Raw genomic sequence first — 13830 nt, 5'->3', positions numbered from 1 at the left:
CAATACCGGTAAACCGATCAATGCATTAAGGCAGGATACAGTCTAGCATTGATAACGCTTAAGGTCGCGTGATAATAGAAAATCCGCGGATGAAAAAGGAAGCAGCAGTTCGGGAGAATTTTTCCGTAAGGTCTCTGCCCGGAGCTGCTGTGTAAAGTGTGTATTGTTGATGTGAAAAATATTTTTTAGAAATGCTATCGGTTAAAAATTTTCATATTGCAGCCGGTCTTCACGCCTGATCAGCTCATCAATCGTAAGACTAACCGCTGGTTTACCGCTAAATACCGAACCTACCCGTTTATTGTTGAAGTGTTCCAACATGGTGGCATAGGCTCTGGGCGGGAGAGGAAAAAGCTTAACTTCTTTGACCAGGAGAAGCGCATTCTTCATATAAAACTCTACAAATGCCTTGACCTCGGGTTTTTCAGCCGCCTTGATATTGACATAAATAAAAACCGGACGGGATAGCGGTTGATAGCTGCCATTTTCCACGGTTTCAACAGAAGGGAGAATCGCGCCTTTGCCGCTGTCGATCGCAACGGCAGTTACTTTGTCCTGATTCTCGATGTAATAGGCGAAGCCAAAAAACGCTAAGCTGTTTTTGTTACTCGCCACATGATTCACCAGCACATTGTCATTATCGGATTCGGTGAAATCATGACGGCTGGATTTAGCTTTGCCGACAATGGCTTCGGTAAAGTAATCGTAAGTGCCGGAATCCTCATCAGCGCCGGATAGCTTCATCGCCTCATCCGGCCAAGCTGGGTTGATTTGATTCCATTGGGTGATTTTACCCTGCGCAGCAGGTTCCCAGATTTTCTTCAACTGGGCGATGGTCATTGACGTGCTCCAGGAGTTTTCCGGATTTATCGCTACCGTCAGAGCGTCAAACGCCACGGGTATTTCGACATATTGCACGCGGGCGCTTTTACAATCTTTCATTTCACTATTCAGAATCGGGCGGGAAGCATTCACGATATCAATTTCGCCACGGCAAAATTTCTTGAAACCGCCGCCGCTGCCGGATATGCCGACCGTAACGTTAATGGCATTCTTTTTTGCGGCTTGGAAATTGTCCGCTACGGCTTTGGTGATCGGGTAGACGGTGCTGGAGCCATCTATTTTAATAACTGTTTGTGCATTGGCGATAGTGGCGGAGCCAGTCAGTATTGCCAATGAAATTGCTACAGCAAGTGGATTGAAGTGATTAGGTTGCGACATTTCATTCTCCTGTGTGAGATGATGCGGCGTAAATGACGGCATTCAAAATGCCGCGCACGAAAATGTTAACGCATGTTTTCCAATAATGTCATGCTGATAAAACTTAAGCACTGATAGATTGCAGGCTTTTTAAAATCGAGCATTCTGGAAATCACACTGAATGCTCGATTTTTACACGGCTTTTCAGCAACGGTTTTTTAGAAATCAATCGTCCACTGAGTCAGGAATGCGCTCAGATCACCATTATTCCATCCATGCGTACGCGCTCCGGCACCGCCTGAGTAACCATTGGCATTCGCGGTTGGTGTTCCTGCCGTGTTGATATCCAGCATATGGATGACATTGGCCTGAAACTTAACATTGGAATGCGGGTACCAGTTCAAGCCGAATCTGACCATGTCGGCGCGGCCCCCTTTGATGACACCGGAATTCATGTCAATGTAATCATAGCCGAATGCGACTTCCCATGCGCCCCAGCCGGTGCCGTTCCAATGAAAGGGACGGTTAGGCTTGATGCGGTTTGCCGCGCCGTTTCTGACGTGATAGGCCTTCGACTCACCGGTCAGGAAGTAGCTTACAAAGCCATAATAGCCGGTTAGGTGTTCGTTGTCATAACCAACACCGTTGATATTGGTGCGCAAATATTCCCCTTGCGCCGAGAATGGTCCGTAGACAAACCAGCTTTCCGCCCCATAACGATCATAGCTGGTGACTTGACGGCGATTCGGATCACTCAACTCACCGGTGCTCAGGTTACCGGTATTCAGGATATTGGTGCGGTCCACGTTGGTTCCGGGAAAGGCGAAGAATGACATACCACCGCCGCCGCCGATCTGGCCTTCACCGACCATGGTGCCATCGGCGCGATATTGTGTGTTGACATCGGTATGTCCCGCAGAAACACCGACATGGAAAAACTTGGTGTCATCAATCATCCAAGGCCTGCCGCTGACACGGCCAATACCTTGCCAGCCGGTATCGCCGGAGCCATTGTTACGGTTCTGGTTACCGTTGGCATTGACGGAAGTCGATGCGGAAGACCACCCGCCGATGGGTTCGGTTTGGAATGCAATACCGGTTTGAAATCTCTTAACCGCATAATTGGCACCGATACCCGTTTTGTACGTATTGGGATTATCGACGAACGAATTGACGGACATATGCCGTTCGATAAAAGTTAGATAGCGGTTACTGGCGGCTTCTTCCAAGCTGAACGGCTCCTTGAACGAACCCAGTTTGTAAGAGAGCGCATCGGTATGGTTCAAACGTACGAACGCATCGGTAATTCCCGATCCGACAGTACCGTTGCCTCGACTGAAGTCGTATTCGAACTTGTAATCCCAGATTTTGTAAAAAGTACCCTCAATGCCCAAACGCGCACGGCGGATATTCATGCCGCTATTCAATTCGTTTGCGGTACTCGCTCCGAAAGCGGGGTCGGGGTCATTGATAAAATTGTATTGCGAGGCTGGCTGAATCCGTCCATTCATCGATACCGAGAAATTGCCATCCTTGGTTGACCAATGTAAGCCGCGGTCATCAAAATTCCCGTGTATTTTTTCAACTTCCTTGACACGTTCCTCGAGTACCGAGACTTGGTTCTTAAGTTGTTCTTTCTCAGCCTTTTCACGCAATCTTACCAAGCGGTCTCCCGCAGGTTTATGCTCCGTTTCCGCTGTCCGTTCCTCATGGGTTGGAGTTTGTGCCGGCGCTACCAATACGCTTTTGGGGGCTTTTGTTTTGGCCGATTTCTCTGATTTTTCATAGGTACCCATATGAACGCGGCCGGGACCGGGTTCCGCAAAAATTTGCTTGGTTTTTGTATCGACATATAAATCGAGTGCATAGGCGCTGGATAGAACACCTAAATTGATTAACGCGGTGGTTGCCAAGGTAAGTCTGAATAATTTCATCATCTGTCGTTGATCCAGGGTTGAAAAAGTGAGTCATTTACGGTGGCAACCGTTATATAGAATCAATGTTACAGTTTTATGACAGTTACATTTTTTTTACGATTTTATGACACAGCCTGTTATCCGGAATCGTAGTGCTGGCAGGTTAACTACTTGAAATGGCAATTATTAATTCTTAAAGTACCGGATGCATTCAGCGCAAAAGTAACAATGACGTTGCGTAATGCATAATTTGATTTTCTTGGATTGACGGGAACTTTTATGACGATAGTGCCCGTCTAACCAGGTACTTAACATGGGAATATGATTTTTCGTGTTAAGTAACTAATTCTATTAACTAACTGACTTATTATTATTTAATAGGAGGAAAATAAAATGGCAACAACTTATGGCACGAGTAGCAGTGCATCAAGTGCTGACTATGATATGTCGCTGTGGTATGACTCAAAATACTACAAACTGGGCATGTTAACCATGCTGCTGGTTGCGATATTCTGGATCTGGTACCAAAGAACGTTTGCATACTCACACGGTATGGACTCGATGGAACCGGAATTTGACAAAGTATGGATGGGCCTGTGGCGCGTACACATGACCCTGATGCCTTTGTTTGCGTTGGTAACCTGGGGTTGGATACTGAAAACCCGTGACACCAAAGAACAACTGGACAACTTGGATCCGAAACTGGAAGTGAAACGCTACTTCTACTGGATGATGTGGCTGGGCGTGTATCTGTTTGGTGTTTACTGGGGCGGCAGCTTCTTCACCGAACAAGACGCATCCTGGCACCAAGTGATTATTCGTGACACCAGCTTCACACCAAGTCACGTAGTCGTGTTCTACGGTTCATTCCCAATGTACATCGTATGTGGTGTAGCGTCATACCTGTACGCGATGACCCGTCTGCCCCTGTATAGCCGCGGCACATCGTTCCCGCTGGTTATGGCAATTGCCGGCCCGCTGATGATTCTGCCAAACGTAGGTTTGAACGAATGGGGTCATGCATTCTGGTTCATGGAAGAACTGTTTAGTGCGCCACTGCACTGGGGCTTTGTGATTCTGGGCTGGGCAGGTTTATTCTCGGGTGGTATTGCAGCACAAATCATTACCCGTTACTCAAATCTGACCGATGTGATCTGGAATGGTCAAAGCAAAGAAATTCTGAACAATCGGATCGTTCCTTGATCCATTCTCTGTTACTGTAAACTAAGCCCGCTGCCTAAATTCAGGCAGCGGGCTTAGTTCTGTCCATCGCTTTCTTTACTCATTTGCAGCTGATCAATCTTCCGCTGGGTTTAAATAATTTCATTCGGAATACCTGTATTTTTACATCATGGAAGACTTGATAACTGTAATTCAACAGTGGATATCGACCGAAGCATTGATTGCGCTCTCAATAGCTTCAATCATTGGCTTCATTGGTTCTCTCATCGCCATTCCATGGATTCTGATCCGGTTACCGAGTGACTATTTCGATTTGCGCGTTCCCCGTCACTGGATGAAAGAGCACCACCCTGTATTGAGGGTGATTGGATTAATCATCAAAAATATTGCCGGCGCAGTTTTTCTAATGGCGGGTATCTTGATGCTATTTTTGCCTGGGCAAGGGATACTGACGATGCTGATCGGTATTTCTTTTATGGATATTCCTTACAAGCGCGAGCTTGAAGCCCGGATTGTCGGGCAACCCAGGGTATTTAATGCCATCAATGCCATGCGTCATAAATTCAATAAACCGCCACTCACGCTAGCCTTATCTCCCAAAAGTTAAAGTATTTGGGATACTTAGGGAAATGCTGATTAACCTGGTGAACGAAATGAAGCGCAAGGCGCGCGGAACACAGCAAACAAGATAGGCAAGGGAGCGGGTACCGCGCAACGAACTGATTCGTTCGTGTAATCAATGAATCAGTGTTCCCTTAGGCCGTTCTGATAGCCTGTTCATTACGTTGTAAGCAATGCATTAACCGTTTGAGATGAGAATAGACAAAAATATCGAGCAGCCGGAAATTTTGCCCCTGACGGCAGGGGATACGGATGCTATTTCAGCATTGGCTGAGACGATCTGGCGGCATCATTATGTTCATATTATTTCATCAGAACAGATCGAATATATGCTGCAGCAGCGTTACCAACCGGAATTGATCAAGAAGCAATTGTTGAATCCGGCTATCTGGTGGCGGAAGCTGATTTTGAATGAGGCGATCATCGGTTTCTCATTTTGCATGCTTACAAATAAGCCAGGTGAGCTTAAAATAGACAAGCTCTATATCCATCATGACCATCACCGTAAGGGTTATGGTGCTATGCTGGTTAGAAATGCGATTCAAATCATTCGGGAAAATAATCTGCAATCGTTGATTCTGACCGTCAACAAAGATAACCGCACTGCGATTTCGGCTTATCAGCATTATGGATTTGAAATTACAGGTGATAGTATTGTCGATATCGGCAATGGTTTTGTCATGAATGATTATTTGATGACTTGGAAAAATTAAACCGCTTGGCGGATTGATCTATGAAACTGAAATTCACCAAAATGCAGGGCTTGGGTAACGACTTTGTCGTTCTGGATGGTATAAATCAAGCTATTACGCTCGACCGGGAGCAAATCCGCAAACTTGCAGATCGCCATTTCGGCATCGGTTGTGATCAGTTATTGCTGGTTGAGAAAGCCGAGGGTCAGGCTGATTTTCGCTATCGCATCTTCAATGCCGATGGTGGAGAAGTAGAGCAATGCGGCAACGGTGCGCGCTGCTTCGTTCGCTATGTGCATGATCATGGTCTGACGCAAAAAAATGAAATTCGCATCGAAACCCTCAGTGGCGTAATATCGCCACACTTGGAGGTCAACGGCAACGTGACCGTCAACATGGGAAAACCCATTTTTGAGCCGGAAGCCATTCCTTTCATCGCTGAGAAGCGTGCTTTAACTTACCCGCTTGAATTGCCAGGCCAGCCGGTTACAATCAGTGCTGTCTCGATGGGCAATCCGCATGCCGTGCGTGTGGTGCCGGATGTGGACAATGCGCCGGTCGATACCGAAGGCGCGCTGATCGAGTCGCATCCCCGTTTTCCCAAACGCGTGAATGTCGGTTATCTGCAAGTGCTGGGTCGTACGCATATCAAGTTGCGTGTTTTTGAGCGTGGTGCGGGCGAGACGCTGGCGTGCGGAACCGGAGCTTGTGCCGCGGTTGTTGTGGGCATCGATCTTGGGCTGTTGGATCATCAGGTTAAAGTGAGCACACGCGGCGGTGAATTGACGATCAGTTGGCAGGGGAACGACGAGCCGGTTTGGATGACCGGTCCTGCCGTTACCGTGTTTGAAGGCGAAATAAATTTGTAATCAATCAAGGAACTATGATGAAACCGGAAGAAATCGCGCAGTATTTGCAGGAACATCCGCAATTCTTCAATGAATACGCTGATTTACTGGCGGATATTCAAATTTCTCATCCGCAGGATGATAAAGTCATTTCATTGAATGAACGGCAAATCTTGTCATTACGGGAAAGAAATCGCGTATTGCAGGATAAATTGCTGGAATTGATCAGCTTTGGCGAAGAGAACGATGCCATCGGTGAAAAGATGCACCGGCTGGCTATTTCACTGCTTTCCGTTTCCAGTCTGGACGAGCTTTTTAATGCATTGTATTTCAGCCTGAAGGAAGATTTTGCCGTTCCGCTGGTGGCTATGCGGCTGTGGAATATTACCAATAGCGCCGGATCGGCTGTTGAATTTACGCTGGTTAGCGACGATGTACGCACTATCGCGGAAAGTCTGCCGCAACCGTATTGCGGTAATCATGTTGCGGACGAAATCAAACAATGGTTCGGCGAGGGTGCGGAACATCTGCATTCATTTGCGATGATTCCGATGAAAACAACGCAAACCATCGGTTTGCTGGTTCTCGGCAGTCCCGATGCCGAGCGGTTTTACCCGGAAATGGGCACGTTGCATCTAAAACGGCTGGGTGAGCTGGTGTGTACAACGATAACCCGGTATGACCACGCCGAAGCCGCTGACGCTATCGCATCTCAAGATCATGCCGCCCATGAGCAGCAAACCTGAACCACTGGCAGCTGCATTTATTCATCACCTCACGCATGAGCGGCGCTTGTCGCCGCTGACCGCCGACAGTTATGCCCGGGATATTCGTCTTCTGCTCAGTCACCTGCATAAAGATGACTTAGCGCAGGTGCAATCGCCGCATATCCGTCAAGTCATCGCACAACTGCATGGCAAGGGCTTGTCGGGTAGAAGTCTGGCGCGCATGTTATCGGCTTGGCGCAGCTTTTACCGCTATTTGATCCGTAGTCACGGCTATCAGCATAACCCTTGTATTGGGTTGCGGGTTCCCAAGTCACCGCAAAAATTACCCAATGCGCTGTCTCCTGATGAAACTGTCCGTTTGCTGACATTTTCGGCAGATCATATCTTGACGGCGCGCGATAGTGCGATGTTCGAATTGTTCTATTCCTCCGGTCTGAGATTGGCGGAATTGGCCCAGCTTAAGCTGGCGGCCGTAGATTTTGCCGAAGGAACAGTCAGAGTGCGCGGTAAAGGCGGGAAAGAGCGCATTGTTCCCGTCGGTGATTTTGCCCTGCAAGCGTTAAAGGCATGGCTTGATCAACGTGCACAGATCGTCAAGCCGGATGTGACCGCGCTATTTTTATCGCAGCGTGGTGATGCGATCAGTACCCGCACCATCAGTCATCGCCTCAAGGGCAGGGCCAGGCAGCAGGGTATAAACCAGAATGTGCATCCGCATATCTTGCGGCACTCCTTTGCTTCCCATTTATTGCAATCCAGCGGCGATCTGCGTGCCGTGCAGGAAATGCTGGGGCATGCGCATATCACCTCTACGCAGGTTTACACTCATCTCGATTTTCAGCATCTGACCAAAATTTACGATATTGCACATCCGCGTGCAAAAAAACGGAATTGACTTCTACCGGAATCAGCCCGGTTTTATACGTTATAATGCGATTTTGTAACGAATAATACGAATGCCATGACAACAATTGTTTCAGTAAGACGCGGAAATCAGGTGGCCCTCGGTGGAGATGGCCAAGTAACGTTGGGGGCAGTGGTGGCCAAATCCAGTGCGCGTAAAGTGCGCAGACTCTATCACGACAAAATTCTGGCGGGATTTGCCGGCGGCACTGCGGATGCGTTCACACTGTTTGAGCGCTTTGAGGGTAAATTGGAAGCGCATCATGGACATATCATGCGCGCCGCGGTTGAGCTCGCCAAGGATTGGCGTACCGACCGGATCTTACGCAGACTAGAAGCCATGCTGGTGGTTGCCAATGAAGACGCCACGCTGATTGTAACCGGCGCTGGCGATATTATTGAGCCTGAACTGGGTATTGCCGCCATCGGCAGCGGCGGATCGTATGCGTTGGCAGCAGCGCGTGCGCTATTGGAAAATACCGATTTGCCATCGAAGGATATCGTGAAAAAAGCCCTCACCATCGCGGGCGATATCTGCATTTATACCAACCAGGATCATATTATCGAAACCATTGATTGATATCTGGTAATCGCTCGATACCGTTGTAAGGATCCAACCTGAGAACGGTATTTGAGCACTCTATTTACATCACACATATCACAGAATTAAAACCATGTCGCAAATGACCCCGCAGGAAATTGTCCATGAGTTGGACAAACATATTATCGGCCAGGATGCAGCTAAGCGTGCCGTGGCTATTGCCTTGAGAAACCGCTGGCGCAGGCAGCAAGTTGCCGATCCGCTGCGTCAGGAAATTACGCCGAAAAATATTCTGATGATTGGTCCGACCGGGGTCGGTAAAACTGAGATTGCGCGGCGTCTGGCAAAACTCGCAAATGCGCCTTTCATCAAGATTGAAGCGACTAAATTTACCGAAGTCGGCTATGTCGGACGTGATGTCGATTCGATCATCCGCGATCTGGCCGAAACCGCCGTTAAAGAATCGCGCGAAAATGAAACCCGTAAAAAGCAACCGCTGGCGGAAGACCGGGCGGAAGACCGCATTCTTGATGCCTTATTGCCCGTTGCCAGGGATTTTGATGTACACACGACCACCGAAGACCGGGATAGCTCGACACGGCAGAAATTCCGCAAGAAACTGCGCGAAGGTGAGCTGGATGACAAAGAGATCGAAATTGAATTGGCCGCGCCGCGCGCCAATATGGAAATCTTCGCTCCACCGGGAATGGAAGACTTGACCTCGCAAATTCAAGGCATGTTCCAGAATATGACCGGGGAACGCAAGAAAACCCGGAAGCTGACAATCCGTGAAGCGAGAAAAATTCTTCTCGAAGAAGAAGCGGCGAAAATGGTGAACGATGAGGAATTGAAGCTAACGGCGATCCAGAATGTGGAACAGAACGGCATCGTTTTTCTCGATGAAATCGACAAAATTGCCAGCCGGGCAGGGCATACCGGTGGCGATGTTTCCCGTCAGGGGGTGCAGCGCGATTTGCTGCCTCTGGTTGAGGGAACGACCGTTTCAACCAAATATGGCATGATCAAAACCGACCATATCCTGTTTGTCGCCAGCGGCGCGTTTCATATGTCCAAACCATCCGATTTGATTCCCGAGTTGCAAGGGCGTTTCCCGATTCGCGTTGAGTTGACTAGTCTGAGCGTCAGTGATTTTGAGCAGATACTCACTAATACCGATGCTTGCCTGACCCGCCAATACGAAGCGCTGCTGGCCACGGAAGGTGTTACATTGCAATTCGGCGATGATGCAATCAAACGCTTGGCTGAAATTGCCTTTTCCGTAAACAGCAAAACAGAAAACATCGGTGCCCGGCGATTGCATACAGTGATGGAGAAACTGCTGGAAGATATCTCATACGATGCACCAAAACACAGTGGAAAGACGATTGTGATTGATGCAGCGTATGTTGATCAGCGCCTTAAAGATTTGTCGCAAAGCGAAGACTTGGCGCGCTACGTGTTGTAATTACTCTGTTTGTAGTGTTTCTCTGCGGTAAGCGACAAAACCGAGCAACCCCAATCCGGCGAGCAACAGGGTGTAGATCTCAGGCTCGGGTACCGGTGATAGGAAACTGACGTTATCCAGAGCAATGACTTCCGTTACCGGTGTAAAGTGCTCGGCATTGATCCAAAGCGCATTCAGGTTGGAAAGAACAGCGAGTAATTGCGCATCGGTGGCCAAAGCGCCGGAAAAAGTATCGGCAACTCGCCAAGTATCTGCCACGAGTGCGGCATCGAAATGCGTCCAAACGGCTGGCAAGCTGTTAGTGGCTTCATAAACCAGCGTCAGTCCGGCGCCCTTTAAGACAATTTCCGCTTCATTGGCGTAACTCGTGCCCGCAACCACATACCGGCTATCGAATTGAAGGCTGCCGCCAAAAGCAGCGCTTTGATCGCCAAGGAATTTTCCGGGAGCGCTAAAATATGTCCATTGCGAATCGGGATCGGCGAGCGTAATGGAACCGGCAGGTACGCCGTCTGCGCTGTGTGCGGGCAATAAACCGCTGGTGATGACCGACCAGGAAGAAGAACCATCCGTTGTGAGTCCGCTCCAGCCATCGGCATCGCTATCGAAAGTGCTGGATACGAGTGAGCTGGCAGCAATCGTGGAATAACTCAGAATAGTCAAACAGCAAGCAACAGAAATGGCAGAGCGGATCATACATATTCTCCTTGGGTAGGGGTAAAGCTGGAAGTGTCCTAAAGTTGTAGTGAATATAGTTTGAATTCTCTCGGTTTGTCAAATAGATAAAGTCATCATTGTAGAAACGGCCTGAACAATGGTTTCGACTCTGCTGTATGTTGAGAGGCGCGGATACCGGAACAGCATGGATGCCTATTCAACAGGGGCGGTTAAGGTATAATACCCGGTTTCTCAATATTGGATTGTTGGAGGTCACTATGCCTATTTATGAATATCTATGCAATTCATGCGGTGCCGAGAAAGAACACTTGCAAAAAATTAACGATGCACCCATTGCGGTTTGTCCTGTCTGCGGCAGCAGCAATTATGTGAAGCGTATTTCTGCAGCTGGATTTCAGCTAAAAGGAAGCGGCTGGTATGTCACTGACTTTAAGAATAATAAAACACAGAAAACGGAATCCAAAGCCAGCGCAAAAGAAAGTACACAACCCGCGGCATCTGCCGCTGCGGATTCACCGGCAACAACAGAAAGCAATTCCGCTTCCACGGCAGCTGCTGACTAGCGGATTCGCAATATCTGAATAAAATGCGATGTATGTACTGGGCAACTGCCGGTAATACCGAAAAAATCACTCATCTCACCATTCTGACTACTGAATAGAATTATGCGTACAAATTACTGTGGAGCCATTAACACCGGGTATCTTGGTCAAACTGTAACTCTTTTTGGCTGGGTGCACCGGCGCAGGGATCATGGTGGTGTGATCTTCATTGATTTGCGCGATCGTGAAGGATTGGTACAGATCGTGTGCGATCCCGATAATGTGGAAACATTTCAAGTTGCGGAAAAAATACGCAATGAATATGTGCTGCAAATTACCGGTAAAGTGAGAAAGCGTCCCGAAGGAACGATCAATACCGCGCTGGTCAGCGGTGAGATTGAGATTCTGGTGGCAACCATTGAGGTATTGAATCCATCACTGACACCGCCATTCCTGATGGACGACGACAATATCAGCGAAGCGGTGCGGCTGGAACATCGTTATCTGGATTTACGCCGTCCCACTATGCAATCGAATCTGCGTTTGCGGCATAAAGTAGCGATGGCGGTGCGTGTGTTTTTGGATCAGCACGGATTTCTCGACATCGAAACGCCGATGTTGACCAAATCCACACCGGAAGGCGCGCGCGATTATCTGGTGCCGTCACGGGTGAATGCCGGTCATTTCTTTGCCTTGCCGCAATCACCGCAATTGTTTAAACAGCTTCTGATGGTATCCGGATTCGACCGGTATTATCAGATCACGCGCTGTTTCCGCGATGAAGATCTGCGTGCCGACCGGCAACCGGAATTTACGCAAATCGATATTGAAACTTCGTTTCTGTCAGCGGATGAGATCATGTCGCTGATGGAAGGAATGATTCGCGGTTTGTTCAAAACCGTGAGCAATGTCGATTTACCCGATCCTTTCCCGCGCCTGACTTATGCCGATGCCATGCACAAATACGGTTCGGACAAGCCGGATTTGCGTGTTCCGCTGGAATTCACCGAATTAACCGACATCATGAAAGATGTTCCATTCAAGGTATTCCGTGAAGCTGCGGAAAAAACCGATGGCCGTGTTGCGGCACTACGCGTGCCCAGGGGCGGGGAATTGTCACGCAAGGAAATCGATGATTACACCAGCTTTGTCGCAATTTACGGCGCCAAAGGTCTGGCGTACATCAAAGTCAATAATCTGGCCGATGGCGTAGAAGGATTGCAATCGCCGATTTTGAAATTCTTACCGGAAGAAACGATTAAAACCATTCTGGCGCGCACCCAGGCGCAGAATGGCGATTTGATTTTCTTTGGCGCGGATAAGACCAAGGTCGTCAACGAATCGCTCGGTGCCTTGCGTATCAAAATCGGACATCAGCACGGGCACGCGGAATCCGGCTGGAAACCCTTATGGGTGGTTGATTTCCCAATGTTTGAACGAGACGAGGAAGAAAATCGCTGGCAAGCACTGCATCATCCATTTACATCTCCGGCCGACGGGCACGAAGATTTGCTCGAAACCGATCCGGGCAAGGCGCTTTCCAAAGCGTACGACATGGTGCTGAATGGCTCCGAAATCGGCGGCGGATCGGTGCGTATACATCGCCAGGAAGTGCAGTCCAAGGTGTTTCGCGCACTCAATATCTCCGAACCGGAAGCGCAAGAGAAATTCGGTTTCTTGCTGGAAGCGCTGCAATACGGCGCTCCGCCGCACGGCGGGATTGCTTTCGGCTTGGATCGCATTTTGACGATGATGACCGGCTCGGAATCAATCCGGGACGTGATCGCGTTCCCTAAAACGCAGCGCGCCCAGTGCTTGTTAACGCATGCGCCCAGCACCGTGGATGAAAAACAACTGCGGGAATTGAGTATCCGTTTACGGCAGGTTGAAACCAAGCCTAGTTAACTGACAGCCGGTGTTTGCTGATGTACAAAATACCGGTATCTGTGTTGGTGGTGATTCATACTGCCGATCTACAGGTTTTATTGCTGGAGCGCGCCGATCATCCCGGTTACTGGCAATCGGTTACCGGAAGCCAGGATTCTGGTGAAACACTGATACAGACAGCAGCACGGGAAGTGTTTGAGGAAACCGGTTTGAACGTTGCCGATTATGCGCTGACTGATTGGCAAACTGAAAATCGCTATGAAATTTACGAAGAGTGGCGCTGGCGCTATGGACCGGATGTCCGGTTCAATACCGAGCATGTGTTTGGATTACGCTTACCCGGCATTGTGCCCGTCCGGATTGCCGCCAGAGAACATTTAAACTTCATGTGGCTGCCGTGGCAACAAGCAGCCAGTAAGGTTTTTTCAAGCAGCAACGCGGAAGCCATTCTCAAACTGCCGGAGCATTCGCAACCCGGATAAAATTCGCTAATTTGCGCCGCCTTTGCTAGCAAATCGTTCATATTTTTTTATGATCGCTCTGGTTCTAAGGTCATTAGCATAGCGCAGTACAATCAGGTTGACGATGCCATACATTGCCAGTGCCAGCGCAAACCTTTAAGAATAC

Annotated in this window: 14 protein-coding genes; 11 read left to right on the top strand and 3 right to left on the bottom strand. The window is 48.8% G+C overall.

The window, feature by feature from the left end; translation table 11 throughout:
* Positions 1-201: 201 nt before the first annotated feature.
* Both BLU57_RS04720 and BLU57_RS04715 read right to left on the bottom strand, forming a co-directional pair.
* Positions 202-1221 (bottom strand): PstS family phosphate ABC transporter substrate-binding protein, encoded by a 1020-nt coding sequence (locus BLU57_RS04720; RefSeq protein WP_090317131.1) that lies wholly within the window; start codon positions 1219-1221, stop codon positions 202-204.
* A gap of 197 nt (positions 1222-1418) precedes the next feature.
* The gene (locus BLU57_RS04715; RefSeq protein ID WP_090317128.1) at positions 1419-3134 is read right to left on the bottom strand and encodes an OprO/OprP family phosphate-selective porin; all 1716 of its coding nucleotides are present in this window, start codon (positions 3132-3134) and stop codon (positions 1419-1421) included.
* Between the two features lie 375 nt (positions 3135-3509).
* Here BLU57_RS04715 and BLU57_RS04710 point away from each other — a divergent pair, with 375 nt between their 5' ends.
* The 8 genes from BLU57_RS04710 (at position 3510) to hslU (ending at position 10096) form a co-directional block, all read left to right on the top strand.
* Positions 3510-4319: a methane monooxygenase/ammonia monooxygenase subunit C gene (locus BLU57_RS04710; protein WP_090316992.1), complete on the top strand. Its 810-nt coding sequence runs from the start codon at positions 3510-3512 to the stop codon at positions 4317-4319.
* Positions 4320-4467: 148 nt separating this feature from the next.
* On the top strand, positions 4468-4905 hold the full coding sequence (locus BLU57_RS04705) for a PGPGW domain-containing protein (protein ID WP_090316984.1): 438 nt from the start codon (positions 4468-4470) through the stop codon (positions 4903-4905).
* Positions 4906-5110: 205 nt separating this feature from the next.
* Positions 5111-5632, top strand: a complete 522-nt coding sequence (locus BLU57_RS04700) for a GNAT family N-acetyltransferase (protein ID WP_090316981.1) — start codon at positions 5111-5113, stop codon at positions 5630-5632.
* A gap of 20 nt (positions 5633-5652) precedes the next feature.
* Complete coding sequence (gene dapF / locus BLU57_RS04695) at positions 5653-6480, top strand: diaminopimelate epimerase (protein WP_090316978.1); 828 nt, start codon at positions 5653-5655, stop codon at positions 6478-6480.
* A gap of 14 nt (positions 6481-6494) precedes the next feature.
* Positions 6495-7205, top strand: a complete 711-nt coding sequence (locus tag BLU57_RS04690) for a DUF484 family protein (protein ID WP_371113140.1) — start codon at positions 6495-6497, stop codon at positions 7203-7205.
* On the top strand, positions 7189-8082 hold the full coding sequence (gene xerC, locus BLU57_RS04685) for a tyrosine recombinase XerC (RefSeq protein ID WP_090317125.1): 894 nt from the start codon (positions 7189-7191) through the stop codon (positions 8080-8082). The genes BLU57_RS04690 and xerC overlap by 17 nt, the downstream gene beginning before the upstream one ends.
* A 66-nt stretch (positions 8083-8148) precedes the next feature.
* Positions 8149-8670: an ATP-dependent protease subunit HslV gene (gene hslV, locus BLU57_RS04680; RefSeq protein ID WP_090316972.1), complete on the top strand. Its 522-nt coding sequence runs from the start codon at positions 8149-8151 to the stop codon at positions 8668-8670.
* A 94-nt stretch (positions 8671-8764) separates the two neighbouring features.
* A complete protein-coding gene (hslU, locus tag BLU57_RS04675; protein ID WP_090316969.1) occupies positions 8765-10096 on the top strand; it encodes an ATP-dependent protease ATPase subunit HslU in 1332 nt (443 codons plus the stop codon).
* Here the strand turns inward: hslU and BLU57_RS04670 are convergent, their stop codons facing one another.
* On the bottom strand, positions 10097-10792 hold the full coding sequence (locus tag BLU57_RS04670) for a laminin B domain-containing protein (RefSeq protein ID WP_090316967.1): 696 nt from the start codon (positions 10790-10792) through the stop codon (positions 10097-10099).
* Positions 10793-11031: 239 nt separating this feature from the next.
* On the opposite strand from BLU57_RS04670, the gene BLU57_RS04665 reads away from it, so the two are divergent.
* The 3 genes from BLU57_RS04665 (at position 11032) to nudB (ending at position 13685) form a co-directional block, all read left to right on the top strand.
* Positions 11032-11337: an FmdB family zinc ribbon protein gene (locus BLU57_RS04665; protein WP_090316964.1), complete on the top strand. Its 306-nt coding sequence runs from the start codon at positions 11032-11034 to the stop codon at positions 11335-11337.
* 102 nt (positions 11338-11439) lie between these two features.
* Positions 11440-13221 (top strand): aspartate--tRNA ligase, encoded by a 1782-nt coding sequence (gene aspS, locus BLU57_RS04660; RefSeq protein ID WP_090316961.1) that lies wholly within the window; start codon positions 11440-11442, stop codon positions 13219-13221.
* A 20-nt stretch (positions 13222-13241) separates the two neighbouring features.
* Positions 13242-13685 (top strand): dihydroneopterin triphosphate diphosphatase, encoded by a 444-nt coding sequence (gene nudB / locus BLU57_RS04655; RefSeq protein WP_090316958.1) that lies wholly within the window; start codon positions 13242-13244, stop codon positions 13683-13685.
* The last annotated feature ends 145 nt before the right edge of the window (positions 13686-13830 follow it).

The organism is Nitrosomonas oligotropha, assembly GCF_900106555.1.
Classification (GTDB): Bacteria; Pseudomonadota; Gammaproteobacteria; order Burkholderiales; family Nitrosomonadaceae; genus Nitrosomonas; species Nitrosomonas oligotropha_A.
Note: the sequence above shows the minus strand (reverse complement) of the source record. Positions and strands in the feature narration are given on the sequence as shown.